Source organism: Streptomyces sp. NPDC007095 (assembly GCF_040634475.1).
GTDB lineage: Bacteria > Actinomycetota > Actinomycetes > Streptomycetales > Streptomycetaceae > Streptomyces.
Window position 1 is genome coordinate 16,782 of record NZ_JBEYFS010000032.1, and the last position, 17,323, is coordinate 34,104.

The window sequence follows — 17,323 nt, forward strand, 5'->3', positions numbered from 1 at the left end:
TCCTTTCCCTGCGGTTTACGGGTAGTTGGTGAGGTAGGCGACGTTGGTGCTGGAGTTGGACGGTCCTCCGGTGCTGTTGATGATGTGGCTGATCGTGCCGACACCGCCCAGCGTGACGGTCACCATGTCGTGGAACCTGACCCCGGACACGCTCGGCACCTCGAAGGCGTGATCGGCGACCACGCTCGAGTTGGCGCTGAAGTAGCAGTAGCTGCCCAGCCCCCACGCTTCGTGGCTGGTCACGGAGGAGGCGACCTTGTAGGCGGGATAGCCCTTTCCGGTGCCGTTCATCCAGGAGGCCTGGTTCGGCGGGTCGTAGGGCATCTCGTTCTGGAAGAAGTACGTTCTGCCGCCGTTTCCGTTCCAGGTGACCTGGGTCTTCTGGTAGTGCTCGACGAACAGGCCGTACGCGGTCACGTTGTTGCCGTTGACGGTCAGGCCGTTGTCCGCCGTGTTGGTCGTCCAGCCGACCGTGCCGGAGTTGCCGTGGTCGGCCCGCCAGATCCAGGTGTGGTCGATGATCGTGTTGGCGCTGTTGATCACCAGCGAGTTGGTCGCCTTGCCGACGGTGGCGCCGCCGATCCGGATGAAGACGTCGGACAGCTGCGTCGGGTCGGTCGCGTGGGTGGCGGACGAACCGGCCGGGCCGATCTGCATCAGCGTGGGGGAGTTGGTGGTGCCCGCGTCGATCAGCAGGCCCGCCAGCTCGATGCCGTCCACGTCGGCGGTGGTGACGGCGGTGATCCCGCCGTCCGGCACGAAGGTGGCCAGGCCCATGCCCAGCACCACCGTGTCGGGGCGCGTGATGTTGATCGTCTGGTTGAGGTGGTAGACGCCCGGGGTGACCAGCAGGTTCTTGCCCGCCGCGAGGGCCGTGTTCATGTCGGCCGCGGTGGCGCCGGGCTTGACGATGTAGAACTGGTCGATCGGCAGGGACTTGCCCGCCGGGGTCTTCCCGCTCCACGTGGTGCCGACGGCGTTGGACTGCAGCCCGGGCACGAACACCTGATAGGCGCCCGCGCTGTCGACGTACAGGAACGGCTTCTCGCGGATCGTCGGTGAGCTGGCGACGTTGGTGTACGTCGGGAAGGACTGGGCGGGCGCGCCCTGATCGCCGACGAAGACCATGTTCCAGTTGGAGCCGGACCAACTGCCCATCTGCGAGTTGCGGGTGAGGAACTGCTGCTGGGTGCCGGACTGGATCTGCCCGTCGACCTCGGTGTCGGAGATGAAGCCGCCGCTGGACCAACCGCCGTCGTCCAGCGCGAGGTTGCCGCGCACGTGCATGCGCCGGTACGGAGCGGCCTGCGAGACGGCCCAACGGTCCGTGCCACCGGTCGGGTTGACGGACAGGTTCTCGGCGTCGCGCCAGAAGTTCTGGGTGGCGTTGCCCTGGAACCAGTCGGCCTCCGCGTGCACGGCGCCGTCGATGGTCACGTCGTCCGGCGAGAAGCCCAGGCCGGCGACCTGGGTGTAGAAGCCCACGTTGGCGTTCGCGCTGTAGGTGCCGGGCTTGAACAGCAGGGCCTGGCGGGCCGAGCCGAACTGGTTGGTCTCCTGCTGGGAGAAGACCGAGTCCAGCTTGGACTGGATGCTGGACGCCGACATCGACGGGTCGAACACCGTCACGTTGGGACCGAAGTCCGGAGTGCCCGGCGGGTTCGTCGTGCCGCCGCCCAGAGTGAAGGACTGCGCGGCGGTGCCGTTGCAGGTGTACTGCGCGAGCTGCACGCTGTCCGCGGTGGAGGCGCTGGGGACGTCCAGGCACTTCCCGCTGTTGCGGTTGACGAAGTGGTAGGCGCCGTCGGCCTCGGCGACGGGCAGCCACTGCTGGTTGTTGCCGCTGGAGTACGTCCACAGCTGGACGGGCGCGGAGTCGGCGGTGGAGACGTCGGTGACGTCCCACGCCTTTGTGGCGTCCAAGTTGCTGTTCACCCGGTAGTAGCCGCCGCTGGTGGCCACCAACTGCCAGTTCTGGGCGGTGCTGCCGTTGCACGCGTACTGCTGGACGGCGGTGCCGTCGGCACTCGCGGCCGAGCGGGCGTCGACGCACTTGCCGCTGCCCTTGTTGACCACGGTGGTGTAGCCGGTAGGTATGGCGGCGGCCGCCGCGGTCTGCGCGCTCGCCGAGTCCTGCGAGGCGAACTCGATGCCGGACACGGTGGTCGCCACGAGGCCGACCACGGTCAGCACTCGCGGTATCCGGTGGCGACCGGACAGCCTCGTCCGTCTGAGCTCGGATCTGGGCACGGAGCTGGACACGGATTTCTCCTGGGGTGATGGGGGGTGGAAGGGGGGAAGCGCGTCCGTCAGCCGGTGTACTTGGCGAAGATGCTGGTGAACTGCCAGGCGTTCTGGGCCACACCCGAGCAGGTGTCGTCGTTCGGGTAGGCGCCCGGGCAGGGACGGTCACGGTTGGCCGACCAGAACGTCAGCCGCGCGAGGTGGTGCTGCTGCGCGTAGCCGAGGATGGTCTGGAAGTCGGCGGTGGTGACGGTTTCGTTGTTGTCGGTGATGCCGTTCATGGAGGAGATGCCCATGTCCCGGTACGCCTGGTCGTCGCTGTAGCCGTACGCGTTCTTCAGAGCGGTCTTGAGACCCTCCGCGGCCCGCTGGGTGAGCGTGCCCATGTTCTGGCCCGCGCCGCCGAAGTCGAACGGCATGATCGTCCAGGCGTCCACGGTCAGTCCGGACGCCGCGGCCCGGTTGATCAGGCCGGTGTCGGGGCCGTTCTGACCGGTGCCGATCGTGACGTACACCTTGATGCCCGGGTTGTTGGCCTTGACGGTCTTGAGCGCGTCCACGGTGCGCTGCTGGACCGTCGTGTTGCTGTAGGCGTCGGCCTCGATGTCGATGTCGATCGCCTTGAGCCCGTATGCGTTGATGACCTTCTGGTACGCGGCGGCCAGCTCCCCGGCACTGGAGCAGGAGCTCTCCAGCTTGTTGCCGCTGTAGCCGCCGAAGGAGGGGACGACGTCGCCGCCGGCCGAGCGCACGGTGTTGATGGTCTGCTGGTCGACGCCGCCGGTCAGCCCGCGGCCGCCGTCCCACTGCGGGTTGCAGTAGCCGTTGCTGAGGACGAAGGCCAGCGTGAACCACTTGACGCCGGTGGCGTTCATGACGGTGGTGGGGCTCGGCGGGTTGCCCCAGCCGTTGTAGAGGTAGGGGGCGACGGCCATCGGTGCGGAGGGGGGCGTTCCTCCGCCGTCGGCGGCGGGCGCGGTCCACTTCTGGTTGGCGGCGCCGGTGCAGGTCCAGATCTGGATGGGCGTGCCGTTGGCCGAGGTGTTGCCGGTGACGTCGGCACACTTGTTCGCCTGCGGATTGACGAGGTCGCGGGCGGCGGAGACCGTCCACATCTGGTTGGCGCCGCCCGAACAGTCCCACAGCTGGAGCTTGGCCCCGTCCGCGGTCGAGTTGCCGGTGACGTCAAGACACTTGCCGAGGGCCCGTACGGTTCCGTCGGAGCCGACGGTCCACTGCTGGGCGGCGGTGCCGTTGCAGTCGTAGAGCTGAACGGCCGTGCCGTTCGCGGAGCTCGCGCCGGCCACGTCGAGGCACTTGCCCGCGAGTCCGGTGATGGTCCCGGTGGCGGCGGAGGCGGGGGAGACGCTCAGGGCGCCGGCGGAGAGAGCGAACACCGCCGTGGTCAGAGTGGCGCGCAGCGCGGTGGAGCGCGCGAGGGATTGTTTTGCCATCAGAGGGTCACAGCCCTTCGGGGAGGCTGAAAGTGGGGGGCGTTCATATCCGTGAATGTTGAGTGCATTCATGGAGCTGTAGTGATCGGTGAACCTAAAGGTCTGAACCAAGCTCGTCAAGAGATGAAGCAAAGCGGGCTTTGGATTGACCTGGGTTCACAAGGAGTTGAACGCATCGACCATCCCGGGAACAGCAAACAGCCGAGGTTCCGTCGTGCGGAACCTCGGCTGTACGGCGAGCGGTTGTGTGGAGCCCGCCTGGTGCGGCCTCGGTCAGTTGCCCTGACTCTGCGCGGTCTTCGCGTAGGCGTCGTGCCAGGCCGCCTTGGCGCCCGAGTCGCCGATGCGGTACACGTCCACCACGGAGCCCGTCGCCACGACGAGGGACAGCACGATCGCGGCGGTCCGTATCGGCGCGGACGTCAGACGGATGGCCGGAGCCCGGGTGTCTCCCTGGCCGGGGGCGGTGCGTCGGGCCGCCCACCACAGCGCCGAGGACAGCACGAACAGGCCGAGGGCCCATGGCAGCAGACCGTCACCGAGCTCGGCGTGTCGCTGCACCAGGGACGAGCTGTCGACGTGCTTCTCCAGCCACTCTCCCGCCTGCGTGGTGAGAGGCACACTCACCAGCGTCACGAGCGCGAGCACCGGCGGCAGGACGCCGAGCCGCCGCGCGAGGTGCGGCCAGATCGCGCAGACGACGAGCGCCAGTGCGCTCAGCGGTACGAGGACGACGACGAAGTGCACGAACAGGACATGCGCGGGCAGGCCATTGACAATGCTGGGGCTCATCAGGCTTGTCTCCTGGAGACGCTCGGTCGCAAAGTGGGGGGTGTTCAGGGGCGGCGGTGGTGATCGCCCGGCGCCCGGCGGCTTGCAGCCTGGCACAGGAACTTCTCAGCTTCTTCTGAGGCGGGAGTACACGGGAGTGGTCGCCGGTACTCTGACCGTTTGCCGTCCCCATGGACGCCGACAGGCGTTCCTCGCACCCCTGGTGCCCTCCTGATGACCAACCGTGTCCCGCGCCTTCCCCGCCGCGACGCCATGATGGATCCCGTCCTCGTCTTCGCCACCTCGATTCCGGTGTCGCTCGCCTCGCCGACGGCCGCCAGGTACTGGTGGCTCCTCACGGTTCCCGCGCGCCTGCTGTTCCGCGAGACACGCACGCCAGAAAACGAGCAACTGGCCGCTGCCGCCGAGTGAGACCACCGCGCTTCGGAGGACCGGACATCAGGGGAAGAGCCGGTTGAGGAGGGCCGTGCCGAACAGCCGGTGAGGATCGAGCCGGTCCAGGACGGCGGCCGCCTCGTCCCAGCCCTGGCCCGCACCGTCCCGGAAGGAGGCGGGCACCGCGGTGCCCAGCACCTCCTCGTCGGACCAGGCGGCCTCGTCCGTATAGCCCCAGCCCTTGGACCACTCGACGCGGGTGAGCGCGTACTCGCCGTCGTACGTCGTGAGCAGAAAGCGCTCCAACTCCCGGTAGAACGCCTCCGCGTCGGGCGTCCCGGGCAGTGTCAGGACGTCCAGCCAGACGGCCGTGTCCCATTCGGGGTGGTCGGCGCGGGGGCGCAGCGCGGACAGCAGTGGCGCACGGGCGCCCGCCGAGTCGGCGTCGGACGGGTGGTCGAGGCCGGTCACCCGGATTTCCACCTGGCCGTTGACGGGGTATCGGCCCTGGGCGGCGTAGGCGGAGAGCCGCTCGCGGAAGAAGGCCGTGAACTCGGCGATGACGCGCTGTACTTCGGCACGCGAGGTGAGCACCGCGTACCCGTTGGCGGTCACCCGCAGTGTGGTGGGCCTGATGTAGAGCAGCGTGTTCTTCGACGGTCCCCAGATGTCCGCCGACAGGGTGGCCGTCAGTCCCACGGCCGCCGCGGTGAACTGCGCGCTGCCCAGGAGCGGGGCCAGATACCAGGCCGCGTCGGCCACCATGCGCCCGGCGAGATCGGCGACGACGGTGGGGACGTTGTCCGAGAAGGGGTAGTTGTACGGCGACCCCACGCGGCGGGAGGCCGGCGGCCGGGTGGGGGCGACACTCCAGACCTTCAGCCAGGGGTGCTCGGTGAACGCGAACCAGATCGCCTCCGCACGCCCCGACTCGTCCAGGAAGCTCGCGAAGGTGCGTCCGCCCTCGGGGCCGCCCGGCGCCGCGAAGAGTTCGGCGGCGGGGATGTCGGTACGGCTGACGCAGCGCAGATGGGTGTTCGCGCCCACGCGCAGCGTCACCTCGGTGACCAGGGCGCGGCCGAGATGCGCGAGGAGCGCCGCACCGTCGGGGTCGTCCCTCTCGTACGTCCGCAGTACGTAGGAGTCACTGCCCGCGTCCCACACCACCGCCGTGAGGGACAGGACGAGATTGCTGAGCGAGCCGTAGGTGTGCCCGGGCAGTCTGCTCTCGCCGTGGGCCGGAACGGCCGTGCCGTGGGCGTCGATGGCCAGGGCGCCGCCGAGCGTCAGGTCGCCGGGCGCGGGCGTCGCCGTGAGGCCGAGGCCATGGTCCTCCAGATGCCCGAGCAGAGCTTCCAGCGTGACGCCGGCACCGGCTCGTACGACGGCGGGGGCGGTGGCCTCCAGGGACAGACCGGTGAGATGCCGGGCGGTGTCGACGAGCAGCACGGGAGCGCCCGCCTCGGTCCCGGAGGCGATCGTCAGCGGCGACCAGCCGTGGGAACTGCCCCGGGCGCGCACCGACCAGCCCTGCTTCCAGGCCCAGTTGACCACGGCGGCCACCTGGTCCTGGTCGGCCGGAGCGCAGGCCCACAGCCCCGTGGCGGCGATCTCGCCGACCCAGTTGCGGTACGACGAGCGGTAGACGTCGACGCCTTCGGGGAAACCGGGAAGCTCCTCCGCCGCGGCGGCAGGGTCCGGCAGCGCGAGTGGCAGCAGCGCGGTGAGCGAGGCCGCGCTCAGCAGGAACCCCCGACGGGACCAGGGGGTGCGTCCTTCACTTTCTAAATGGTCGGTCACCTGGTTCACGGTAGGTGATGGTTGACACGCATCACCTGTCCGTCAAAAGGACTCACCCGTGTGAGTGAATGACGCGCTGTTGCGTCCGCCTGGGGGGCGCGGGCGGGCGTGAGCGGGGCGGGCGTCCTGCGCGGGCGGGTGGAGATGTCAGACTGACGGCATGGACGAGCGTGAATTCGGCAGGTCAGGCCAGAAGGCATCGGTCATCGGTCTCGGTACGTGGCAGCTCGGCGCCGACTGGGGTGACGTGAGCGCTGGGGACGCCGAGGCGGTGCTGGAGACGGCGGCGGAGTCGGGGGTGACGTTCTTCGACACCGCTGACGTCTACGGCGACGGGCGCAGTGAGCAGGCGATCGCGTCCTTCCTCAGTGCCCGCCCCGACCTGCACGTGATGGTGGCGACGAAGATGGGCCGCCGGGTGGAGCAGATTCCGCAGAACTACGTCCTCGACAACTTCCGCGCGTGGAACGACCGTTCCCGGCGCAACCTCGGCGTCGACCGCATCGACCTGGTGCAGCTGCACTGCCCGCCGACCCCCGTCTACTCGTCGGACGAGGTGTTCGACGCGCTGGACACGCTGGTCGAGGAGGAGCGGATCGCCGCGTACGGGGTGAGTGTCGAGACCTGTGACGAGGCGCTGACCGCGATCGCCCGGCCGAACGTGGCGAGCGTGCAGATCATCCTGAACCCGTTCCGCATGAAGCCCCTGCGGCAGGTCCTGCCGGCCGCGCGGGAGGCGGGCGTCGCGATCATCGCCCGCGTTCCGCTGGCCTCCGGGCTGCTTTCGGGCAAGTACACGAAGGACACGGTGTTCGCGGCGGACGACCACCGGACGTACAACCGTCACGGGGAGTCCTTCGACCAGGGTGAGACCTTCTCCGGAGTCGACTTCGTGACCGGCGTGGAGGCGGCGGCCGAGTTCTCCGCGCTCGCCCCGCAGGGCGTCACCCCGGCCCAGCTGGCGCTGCGCTGGATCATCCAGCAGCCCGGAGTGACCACGGTGATCCCGGGCGCCCGCTCGCCCGAACAGGCCCACGCCAACGCGACCGCCGCGAAGCTTCCGGCGCTGCCGGCGGAGACGCTGGACGCGATCGAGGAACTCTACGACCGACGGATCAAGGAGCAGGTGGAGGGCCGCTGGTAGTGCCCCTCAGGGGGCCGGCCGCGCGACGGGTGCCGTCGGTGCCCCGGCTCGCCGGGTCGGTGGCCTGCCTCGGGGGAGTGGTGTCCGTGGCCGCGGCCCCTCACCGGTGACTTCCGGGGGGCGGCTGCCGGCCGCGGCCTTGGCTCCGCGCGGGTGAGCTTCGGGCGGTGCCGTCCTTGGCCTTGTCCCGTGGGTGAGCTTGGGAGCGGGTGCCATCTGTGGCCCCGGCTTTCCGCGAGGCCAGGGGCTTCGGTGGCCTCGGTCCCATACGCTGGCCTCGCGCATACGTGGCGTGCGGCTCGGTGCTCAGGCTGTCTGCACGAGCGCATCTTGGACGAGCAGGTGCCCGGCGCGCTTCTGGAGTGGATCAAGGTGGTCGACGCACCGCGCTGCCTCACGGGAGGCCGCCCGCGGCCGGACAATGAGCGCCGCATGATCGTCACTCGAGCCGCCATCGCCCTGCCTTTCGCCCTGTCCGTGACCGCCCCCGGGCGAAGGCGGGACATCCTCCAGGGCGTGTTCTCCTGGGTCGCCGTCAGGCTCGATCAGCCAGGCAGCCGCAAGGACCAGGTCTGGCTCGACCTACGAGCCGAGCTGGACTGGGCAGAGGCGGAACTCCGCAGCCGCATCTACCTCGTAGGCCAGGCGCCGACCTCTGAGCCCTCGACCTGAAGCCCCGTTCGCCCTACCTCGTCTCGGCGGAACATGCCTTGCGTTCCTCAACAGCACTCGCCGCGTGGGCGAACTCTGAGGACACCGCCCAAGGTGTGGGAAAAGTGCGTCTGGTTGAGACGCAGGTCTCCGATGAGTTGTTCGCCTGGCAGCGGGTCGTGAAGACCTGGTTGGTTCAGTAGTCGTCACCTCGCGACGACCCGGGCGGCTGAGTATCTCCGGCGGTTCTTCGGGAGCCAGCGTCCGCGGTGACCTCCGTTGCCCTTGCGGCGCTCGCGGACGTGGTCGCTGATGGTCACGGACTCCGAGACCATCGAGGGCGCGGTGGACGAACTTCCCGTCATCTCCGCCCTCGACGGCGTGTGCACGGTGCTGTCCTGGCCCTACCAGAACGGCGCGACCCTCTTTCAGGCCGGCGATCCTGCCGAGGCAGTGGAGTTCACGGCCCGTTCGATCGAGGAGCGGCGCTCGATGTGAGCAGGGCGTCCGCCGCTCGACCCCGTGACGCGGCGGGCAGTGAGTCCTTGGCTTGGAGAGAGTGCGAGCCCCGGAGAACTACCTTGCCGGCTCGGGTCAATCTGGGCATGATCTCCTCCATGACCTCGCGAAAGGGCGTCCTGCGCCCCACCCGTTGACCGGCCACCAGTGGGAGTTCGGTGACAAGGCCGACGAACTGCCCACTTTCCTGGCCCACGCCTTGGCTCTCAGTGCGGTGCACGGTCCCGGTCCGTGGCCGGACCATGGCTTCCCGCTCCCCGACGATGTGACAGGTGCGCTGCGCCGTACCGTCACCCCCGCCTCGCTCGACGGGCCTCGCGCTCTCCACTTCGGCATCGCCAGAGACCCGTCGACGGTCGAGGCGATCTGCGACCGCGTCGAGCGGCTCTTTTCGGCCGCGCCCGACCCGTTGACGGTCCGGCTCCTGCACGACTATCTGACCACATGCTCGCCGCTGGACCTCGCCGACGACCTTGGCACCGAGATCGAGCGCCGGAAGCTTCCCGCCAACCGGCTGCGCACGCTGGGACGCCATTTGGCCGAGCACGGCATCCATCGAGCCCCGGTAAAAGTCGGCCTGGTGCTGTTGGGCCTCGCGGGCGACAGCCGGGACCGTGAACTCCTGCTTCTCCTCGGAACACTGGACGAGCTCACCCTCTATGCCGGCATTGCCCTGCACCGCTCACAACCGGACCGCGACGCGGCGGTGTTTCAGCTCGCCCGCCGCGTGGCCGGCTGGGGCCGTATCCACACCGTGAGGCTGCTGCGCGATACCGGAGACCCCGAGATCCGGGCCTGGATGCTCCGCGAGGGATACCGCAACACCGTGATGAACGAGTATCTGGCCCATATCGCCGCCACCACCGGCGACCTCCACGGCGCCCTCACCGCGAATCAGGTTGATGACGCTCTCGTGGACGGCGCGGGTGACATCCTCGCCGCACTCGCTGACAGCGAGGGTGGGCCTGCCCCGGGCCTGAGCGTCTACCCCCAGGCTGTCCCGGTGCTCGCCCGCTACGCGCGTCTGCTCTCCTCCAGGTCACCAACTCTCGGTAGGCTTCGCTCTCTGCTCTCTCTGGTGGCCTATCTGCGTCGTGCGCCGAGCGCCTTCCCCGGCTGGGCAGCCGACGGGCAGCGGCTGACCGCACGTTACGAGGCGCTGCTCGCCGAGCCACACTGGGGCCGCGTGGTCCTCACCCACCTGTCCGACCCGACGCGCCCTGACTTCTCCGCCGCGCTGTGGCCCGCCGACCGCCTCGAACTGAGGCCCATCACACAGGTCCTGGCTCATCTGGAGACCTCTCCGCCCCTGCACAGCTTCGCCTGGTTCTGGGCCTTGCGCCACTGCGACCCTGACCAAGCCGAGCGAGTCGCCGCACTCGCCGAACCACTCCTGCCTTCCGTGCCCAGCCAGGCCACCGCCGTACTGGAACCGCTGGTCGTCGCGCTGAAGCGATTCCCAGGAATCGGCTGGCCCATCCTGCGTGCTGGACTCGCAGGCAGCGATGCCCAGGTGAGCCGGGCCGCACGGGCCACCCTCGCGGCCTGGCCCCGCCGGGCACTTCCCGCAGAGGCCGTCGCTCACCGGCACGAGGCAGTGCCGAATGTGCACGGCACCAGACCGGCGACCGTCTCACCAGCCGGCCCGGATGTCTCCGGTCCGGCCACGGAGTCGAAGCCGTGAGGGGAATCAGTTTTGCATTTCCCGTCGTAGGACGAGGAGTTCGCCGTGGGCGGCGGCGAGTGCGGCTTGCAGTCGTGCGAGGGCCGCCAGCATCGGTCCGCCCCCGCGGCGGCGCCAGGCGGTCACCCCGAACAGCCGACGAGCGGGCTGGGCACATCACGCCGTCGAGGGGTCATTGAGCCCCGCTTACGGCCCGTCCGGGCGACACCCCGCCTACCGGCTCAGCCCTCGCGCACGCGGAACAGCCAGGCCCCAGGGGAACGAACATGCTCGCAAAGTACTTGTTCGCAACGAACATGTTCGCTACCTTCGGGGGAGTGACAGCGGCCCGCGTCACGCATTCCGAAGGAGCGACACCTTGTCCACTCACCACCCCATCGCCGTCGTCGGCGCCGGTCTCGGCGGCCTCACCCTCGCCCGCGTACTGCACCTGAACGGCATCGAGTCCGCCGTCTTCGACCTCGACGCCTCACCCACCGTCCGCACGCAGGGCGGCATGCTGGACATACACGAGGACTCCGGTCAGGCCGCCCTGCGGGCCGCCGGTCTCCATGACGAGTTCCGGGCGGTCATCCACCGCGGCGGCGAGGCCATGCGCATCCTCGACCGGGAGGCCACCGTCCGGATGGCAGAAGACGGCGAGGGCGGCACACGGCCCGAGGTGGACCGGGGAGTACTGCGGGACCTCCTCCTCGGCTCCCTGCCCGACGGCACCGTCCGCTGGGGCGCCAAAGTCACCGGCGTCCGAACGCTCGAGGACGGCCGCCACGAGGCGACGTTCGCCGACGGACGGACGATCACCGCCGATCTGCTGATCGGTGCCGACGGCGCCTGGTCGAAGGTGCGGCCGCTCGTCTCGGACGCCACCCCTGCCTACCTCGGCCTCTCCTTCGTCGAGGCGCACCTCCTCGACGCCGGCACCCGGCACCCGGAGAGCGCCGCCGTCGTGGGCAACGGCATGATGTTCGCGCTCGCCGAGGGTCACGGATTTCTCGCCCACCGCACCCCCGACGGCTCGCTGCACGTCTACGCCGCGCTGCGCACGCCCGCCGACTGGGCCACGTCCGGCCCCATCGACTTCACGGACGTCGCCGCGGCCAAGGCGAGCCTCCTGGAGCACTTCGACGGCTGGGACGAGCGGCTGCGGGCGCTGATCGCCGACTCGGACGGGGCGCTCGTCGCCCGCCCGGTCCACGCCCTGCCGGTCGGGCACCGCTGGGACCGCGTTTTGGGCGTCACCCTGCTCGGAGACGCCGCGCACCTGATGTCCCCGTTCGCCGGCGAGGGCGCCAACCTCGCCATGCTCGACGGAGCCGAACTCGCGACGGCCGTCGCCGCCCACCCGGACGACATCGAGAAGGCCCTGACCATGTACGAGCAGGCGCTCTTCCCGCGCAGCGAGGCCGCGGCGGCCGCATCGGCGGAGAACCTCGACCTCTGCTTCGCCCCGCACGCACCCCAGCCGCTCGTCGACCGGATGGCCTTCTACCGTGCGGCGGCCGAGACGGCGATGGCGAACGCGACCGACTGAGACCCCCTGCGGACCCTACGCGCCCGAGCTCCGTATCCCCGTCCCGCCCACACCCTTCACCACACCGTAACCAGCAGTCCGCACATGCCACTTCCGGCTCTCCCGGCCGCCTTCTATCCTCGCGCCCGGACCGGTGCCCGAGGCGGCCAGTCGTCGGGGACAGCCCGGTCCGACCCGTCATCGCACCTCCTCGTCCCACAGAAGGTGACACCACGTATGCGCCCCCAATGGCTGCGCACAGCAAGACGGTTCGGCAGTCGCACCGCGGGCAGGTCCGCCGCCGCGGTCGTGACCACCGCGGTCGTCCTCGTCCTTCCCGCCCCGGTGGACGCGGCCGGCCTCCCGCCCCAGCGGCCGGTCTCCGCCGTGGACCCGCTGATCGGATCGGCGAACGGCGGCAACACCTACCCCGGCGCCACCCTCCCGTACGGGATGATCGCCTGGTCCCCGACCAGCACCACAGGCGATCAGACCAGCACGGGGGCTGCCAACGGCTACCAGTACGACACCACCCGCATCCGGGGTCTGAGCCTCACCCACGTCAACGGCGCCGGCTGCAATCCGGGCGCCGCCGGGGACGTACCGATCATGCCGTTCGTCGGTGACGTGACGTCGTCGCCCTCGGCGGACACCAAGGACGCGGTCTACGCCGCCGATTTCACGCACGCCGAGGAGAAGGCCGTACCCGGGCGTTACACCCTCGGTCTCAAGACGGGTGCCACCGCCGACCTGGCCGTCAGCGAGCGTGCCGGTGTCGCCGACTTCGGTTTCCCGAGCGACCGTCCCGCCAACCTGCTCTTCCGCGTCTCCAACTCCCTCAACGGCAGTGAGGACGCGCACGTCGACATCGACGCCGCGCACCGCAAGGTGACCGGCTGGGTCCGCACAGGTGCTTTCTGCGGACGCCGCGCCAACGGCGGTACGAACAACCGCAAGAGCTACTACAAGCTGTACTTCAGCGCCTCCTTCGACCGTGCCTTCTCCGACTTCGGCACGTGGAAGGACGGCACGCTGTCGGCGGGTTCGACCGCAGCCTCGGGAGGCGAGGGGTACGCCACCGGGGCGGCCCGTGCGGGCCGCGGTTCCGGCGGATACATCGGCTTCGACACCAGCTCTGACAACGATGTCCACATGCGCATCGGGGTCTCGTACGTCAGTCTCGGCGGCGCCGAGGCCAACCTCCGCGGAGAGATCCCGTCGCACGCGAGCGTCGCCCAGGTGGCCGACGCGGGTGCGCGCGCCTGGGACCGCGAACTGAGCAGCGTGCGCGTCGGGGGCGGCACCTCCGCCCAGCGCACCACCTTCTACACCGCGCTCTACCACGCGCTGATGCAACCCGACCTGATCAGCGACGCCGACGGCCGGTACCACGGCATGGACGGCGCGGTGCACCGCCTCGCCCGCGGTCAGCGCGCCCAGTACAGCAACTTCTCGGGCTGGGACCAGTACCGCGCCCAGATACAACTGCTCGCCCTGCTGAAACCGAGGATCGCGGGCGACTTCGCCCAGTCCCTCTACAACTTCGCGCAGCAGAACAACGGCGTCTGGGACCGCTGGGTGCACATCAGCGGCGCCACCCACGTCATGACCGGCGATCCCTCGGCGGCCACCCTGGCCACCTTCTACGCCATGGGCGTCCGCAACTTCGACTACGAGGGCGCCTTCGACTCGCTGGTCCGGCAGGCCACCGTGCCGAATGCCGACGGTCTCTCGGACGCGGGCTGTCCAGGACAGTGCGTGGGTCAACGGCCCAATCTCGCCCAGTACTTGAACTCGCACTACGCCGCGCAGGACGCCTGCCACTGCTGGGGCGGTGCCGCCGAGACGCTGGAGGACGCCGTCGCCGACTCCGCGCTCGCGCGGTGGGCGAAGCTGCTCGGCCGTGACCAGGAGGCCGCCGTGTTCGCCGAGCGCGGTGGCTACTGGCGCAATGTCTTCAACCCCGCCGCCACCGCCGACGCGGGCTACGTCCAGGCCCGCAGGCTCGACGGCTCCTGGGTGGGTCCGTTCAACCCGGGCAGCGACCTCGGCTTCGCCCAGGGCACCAGTGCCACGTACACCTGGATGGTGCCGCAGGACGTCCAGGGTCTGGCGGCCGCGATGGGCGGCCGGGAGCAGGCCGCCGCCCGCCTCGACGGGTTCTTCCATGCGGCGGACGGCTCCTGGTCGGTGCGCGGCGGCGACCCGCTGCGCTACGACCCGACCAACGAACCCGGCATCCACGCGCCCTGGATGTACAACGCCCTCGGACAGCCCTGGAAGACGCAGGCGACGGTACGGCAGATCCTCAACACCGTGTACGGCACCGGGCCTTCGGGGCTGCCCGGGAACGACGACCTGGGCACCATGTCCGCCTGGTACGTCTTCTCGGCCCTCGGCCTGTATCCCCAGACTCCGGGCAGTGCCTCGATGCTGCTGGGCGCCCCGCTCTTCCCGAGTGCGGTCGTGGACCGTCCGGGCGGCGCCGACCTCACCATCGGCGCGCCCGGCGCGGACGCCGCACACCCCTACATCGACGCCGTACGTGTCAACGGGCGTCCCACGCAACGCTCCTGGACGGATGCCGGCCTGACTACGAAGGGCGGCAGGATCGCCTTCCGGCTCGCCGAACAGCCCGACACCCAGTGGGCGACCGACCCGGCAGGTCTTCCCCGGTGAAACCGGTGGTCTCCCGGGAACAGGCCGTTCCCGGGAGACCACCGGCACGGCTCACCGGCGGGGAGCCGCGCTCCGAAGTGCCGTGATGCAGGATCCGATCGCCTGCTGGAGTTCCTCCAGGCGCTGCACCATGTCGTCCTCGTAGATGTCGTCGGCGTCGTCGAAGGTCAGCTCCTCGAAGACCTCCGTGGCCTTCTGCAGGCTGCTGTAGAACTTCGTGCGGCGCTCCTGGACGCGCAGTTCGGGGTCCGCCTCGACGGTCTCGACGACGAGGTTCTTCATGGTGTCGTACGCCTCGGTCACCCACTCGCCGGTGTCCTCGCCCTCGTCCAGCTCGTCGAGGAGGGAGAGGTGGCGCTCGGCCTCGGAGCGCAGTTCGGCCGGGGCGTCGAGGGTCTGTCCGGCCGGTGTCCTGATCTGGCCCTTCTCCGCGATCTGGCGGACGTAGCCGATCCGGTCGGCAGCCCTGGTCTCGGTGGCGACCGCCTTCTTCAGCTCGTCGGTGCGGGCGATGTCACGGGCCAGCTCGGCCTGAAGCGCCGGGTCCTCCTTCACCCGGTCGAGGAGCGCCGTCCGGGCCGCCTGGGCCGTGGAGGGGTCGGCGAGGATCGCCGCCCGCAGCGCGGTGGGGTTCTCGGCGACCTCCAGGGCCTTGGTGGGGCGGATGCCCTCGGCCGCGGCGGCCTCGGTGATGGCGCTGCCGCGCTCGGAGGAGGCGCTGGAGCGGGACACGTAGTACGTCTGCCACGCCTCCGCGTCCGGCAGCTCGATGTCCTGGCCCGGGACGAGGACTTCGAAGTGCGGTACGAGACCGTAGTCGGCGGCCCTGTCCCAGGCCTTGTAGTAGCGCATCACCCGTTCGGGGGAGCAACCGGCCAGCTCGGCGAACTCCTTCGCGGACACCTTCGGCGTCTCGTCGGCGGACTGCCCACCCGGGCGCACACTGCGCGCCACCTTCAGGGCGAAGGTCCAGCCACCGGTTCGCGCATAGGCCCCGAAGTTGCGTGCGTCACACGAAATGGGGTCCAACACGCCCTGGATCGGGGCGGATTGGGCACTCGGATCGAGAACTACGGTCACCGGGAACTCTCCTGGGTAAGACGGCGTCTAGATTACAGAGAATGAAGCCTTGGCCGAAGCTTTCGGCTTGGGTCAAGCAGACAACCAAGCACACACACGTGCAATACGGAAACTAGCAAGCCTGAAACGACGCGATGTGATGCCCTTCACCCCGATGTGGCGGAAAGTGATGAATTCCTTACGGTCGCGACACGTAGGGAAGGGGGCAGAACTTCGTGAGATGGCGGGAGGATCTTTCGTGCGACCGTTCACCCTCAACTACGCCTTGCCCACAGGGCATTCGGCCGCAATACCCCCGTACCACTTCGACGTGTCCCTGCAACTGAACGTGCTGCCGGACGGCCGCCCGGCCGTCAGCGACCACGCCCTCCTCATGGCCGCCGGCACGACCACCTCGACCGCCGGTTCCCAGACGCACTTCGACGACTGACGGTCCCTCACTCACATGACGGTACTCATTCTCACGGCGGAGCAGGACGTCACCGCCGACATGGTCGTGGCCAGGCTGCATGAACAGGGCGTGCCCATGGTGCGCCTGGACCCGGCCGACCTGCCGGGCAAGGCGGTGCTGTCCGCGGACTACGCGCACGGCGACTTCGACGGCTACCTCTCGGTCAACGGCCATGTGCTCAGCATGGGCGGCCTGCGCTCCGTGTGGGTACGTCGGCCGGGTGAGCCCGCGGCGCACGCGGCGGAGCCCTCACCGTGGCTCACCGCGGAGACCAAGCAGGCCCTGTTCGGCATGCTCTACTCCGCCTCCACCCGCTGGATGAACCACCCGCGCCGGGCCGAGCAGGCCCGGCACAAACCCTGGCAGCTGCGAGTCGCCCACAGCAGTGGCTTCGCGGTCCCACCGACCGTGATCACCACCGCTCCCCGGGTGGCCCAGCAGTTCGTGGAGGAGTACCGGCAGGTGGTGGTGAAGTCCGCCTCAGGGCCGCCACCCGGCGAACCCCCGGTGGCCCTGCCGACCACGCTGATCGGCCCCGACGCGGACTTCTCCGGCGTCGCGGCCGGTCCCGCGCTGCTTCAGCAGTACATCCCCAAGCGGGCCGACATCCGGCTCACCTGCATCGGCAACCAGCTGTTCGCCGCACGGAAGGTCGCCGTGGCCGGGCAGGTCGACGGGCGCTTCGGCGACACCGGACACGGCTGGGAGCCCACCCCGGTGCCCGGCCGTATCTCCCGCTCGGTCCAGGAGTACACCGCGTTCACCGGACTCGCGTACGCCGCCTTCGACTTCGCCGAGGACGAGGACGGCGTCTGGTGGTTCCTGGAAGGCAACCAGGGCGGGCAGTTCGGCTTCATCGAACTGGAAACCGGCCAGCCCATCTCGGAGGCGGTCGCCCTGTGGCTGTCCCAGCGAAGACCAGCCGCCAAGGGCCATTGAC

At 69.7% G+C, this 17,323-nt stretch carries 14 protein-coding genes; 9 read left to right on the forward strand and 5 right to left on the reverse strand.

What is annotated here, in order from left to right; translation table 11 throughout:
* Nucleotides 1-15 precede the first annotated feature (15 nt).
* From ABZ656_RS13770 to ABZ656_RS13780, 3 genes are all read right to left on the reverse strand, one after another.
* Nucleotides 16-2,172, reverse strand: coding sequence for an RICIN domain-containing protein (locus ABZ656_RS13770; RefSeq protein ID WP_360267714.1), 2,157 nt, complete (start codon nt 2,170-2,172; stop codon nt 16-18).
* A 137-nt stretch (nt 2,173-2,309) separates the two neighbouring features.
* Nucleotides 2,310-3,698, reverse strand: coding sequence for a ricin-type beta-trefoil lectin domain protein (locus ABZ656_RS13775; RefSeq protein WP_360267634.1), 1,389 nt, complete (start codon nt 3,696-3,698; stop codon nt 2,310-2,312).
* 273 nt (nt 3,699-3,971) lie between these two features.
* Entirely contained in the window at nt 3,972-4,490 is a 519-nt protein-coding gene (locus ABZ656_RS13780; protein WP_360267637.1) for a DUF2231 domain-containing protein, read from the reverse strand.
* A 213-nt stretch (nt 4,491-4,703) separates the two neighbouring features.
* On the opposite strand from ABZ656_RS13780, the gene ABZ656_RS13785 reads away from it, so the two are divergent.
* Complete coding sequence (locus ABZ656_RS13785; protein WP_180362252.1) at nt 4,704-4,901, forward strand: hypothetical protein; 198 nt, start codon at nt 4,704-4,706, stop codon at nt 4,899-4,901.
* Between the two features lie 27 nt (nt 4,902-4,928).
* On the opposite strand, the gene ABZ656_RS13790 is transcribed toward ABZ656_RS13785, so the two are convergent.
* Nucleotides 4,929-6,674: a cholesterol oxidase substrate-binding domain-containing protein gene (locus ABZ656_RS13790; RefSeq protein ID WP_360267640.1), complete on the reverse strand. Its 1,746-nt coding sequence runs from the start codon at nt 6,672-6,674 to the stop codon at nt 4,929-4,931.
* Nucleotides 6,675-6,825: 151 nt separating this feature from the next.
* Between ABZ656_RS13790 and ABZ656_RS13795 the strand changes: the two genes are divergently transcribed.
* From ABZ656_RS13795 to ABZ656_RS13820, 6 genes are all read left to right on the forward strand, one after another.
* Entirely contained in the window at nt 6,826-7,809 is a 984-nt protein-coding gene (locus ABZ656_RS13795) for an aldo/keto reductase (protein WP_101402857.1), read from the forward strand.
* A gap of 330 nt (nt 7,810-8,139) precedes the next feature.
* Nucleotides 8,140-8,481, forward strand: coding sequence for a hypothetical protein (locus tag ABZ656_RS13800; RefSeq protein WP_360267643.1), 342 nt, complete (start codon nt 8,140-8,142; stop codon nt 8,479-8,481).
* 291 nt (nt 8,482-8,772) lie between these two features.
* The gene (locus ABZ656_RS13805) at nt 8,773-8,958 is read left to right on the forward strand and encodes a hypothetical protein (protein ID WP_101402858.1); all 186 of its coding nucleotides are present in this window, start codon (nt 8,773-8,775) and stop codon (nt 8,956-8,958) included.
* A gap of 154 nt (nt 8,959-9,112) precedes the next feature.
* Nucleotides 9,113-10,663, forward strand: a complete 1,551-nt coding sequence (locus ABZ656_RS13810) for a hypothetical protein (protein WP_360267646.1) — start codon at nt 9,113-9,115, stop codon at nt 10,661-10,663.
* Between the two features lie 358 nt (nt 10,664-11,021).
* Nucleotides 11,022-12,194 (forward strand): NAD(P)/FAD-dependent oxidoreductase, encoded by a 1,173-nt coding sequence (locus tag ABZ656_RS13815; protein ID WP_101402860.1) that lies wholly within the window; start codon nt 11,022-11,024, stop codon nt 12,192-12,194.
* 216 nt (nt 12,195-12,410) lie between these two features.
* Complete coding sequence (locus ABZ656_RS13820) at nt 12,411-14,852, forward strand: GH92 family glycosyl hydrolase (protein ID WP_360267649.1); 2,442 nt, start codon at nt 12,411-12,413, stop codon at nt 14,850-14,852.
* 51 nt (nt 14,853-14,903) lie between these two features.
* Here the strand turns inward: ABZ656_RS13820 and ABZ656_RS13825 are convergent, their stop codons facing one another.
* The gene (locus ABZ656_RS13825; RefSeq protein WP_360267652.1) at nt 14,904-15,932 is read right to left on the reverse strand and encodes a hypothetical protein; all 1,029 of its coding nucleotides are present in this window, start codon (nt 15,930-15,932) and stop codon (nt 14,904-14,906) included.
* Between the two features lie 238 nt (nt 15,933-16,170).
* Here ABZ656_RS13825 and tgmA point away from each other — a divergent pair, with 238 nt between their 5' ends.
* On the forward strand, nt 16,171-16,362 hold the full coding sequence (gene tgmA / locus ABZ656_RS13830; RefSeq protein ID WP_101402862.1) for a putative ATP-grasp-modified RiPP: 192 nt from the start codon (nt 16,171-16,173) through the stop codon (nt 16,360-16,362).
* A 15-nt stretch (nt 16,363-16,377) separates the two neighbouring features.
* Complete coding sequence (locus tag ABZ656_RS13835; RefSeq protein ID WP_180362255.1) at nt 16,378-17,322, forward strand: MvdC/MvdD family ATP grasp protein; 945 nt, start codon at nt 16,378-16,380, stop codon at nt 17,320-17,322.
* The last annotated feature ends 1 nt before the right edge of the window (nt 17,323 follow it).

Bases quoted from the DNA above. Each gene is read 5' to 3' on its own strand.
- ABZ656_RS13775 (WP_360267634.1), bottom strand. From the start codon at position 3,698: ATGGCAAAACAATCCCTCGCGCGCTCCACCGCGCTGCGCGCCACTCTG.
- ABZ656_RS13780 (WP_360267637.1), bottom strand. From the start codon at position 4,490: ATGAGCCCCAGCATTGTCAATGGCCTGCCCGCGCATGTCCTGTTCGTG.
- ABZ656_RS13785 (WP_180362252.1), top strand. From the start codon at position 4,704: ATGACCAACCGTGTCCCGCGCCTTCCCCGCCGCGACGCCATGATGGAT.
- ABZ656_RS13795 (WP_101402857.1), top strand. From the start codon at position 6,826: ATGGACGAGCGTGAATTCGGCAGGTCAGGCCAGAAGGCATCGGTCATC.
- ABZ656_RS13805 (WP_101402858.1), top strand. From the start codon at position 8,773: ATGGTCACGGACTCCGAGACCATCGAGGGCGCGGTGGACGAACTTCCC.
- ABZ656_RS13820 (WP_360267649.1), top strand. From the start codon at position 12,411: ATGCGCCCCCAATGGCTGCGCACAGCAAGACGGTTCGGCAGTCGCACC.
- ABZ656_RS13835 (WP_180362255.1), top strand. From the start codon at position 16,378: ATGACGGTACTCATTCTCACGGCGGAGCAGGACGTCACCGCCGACATG.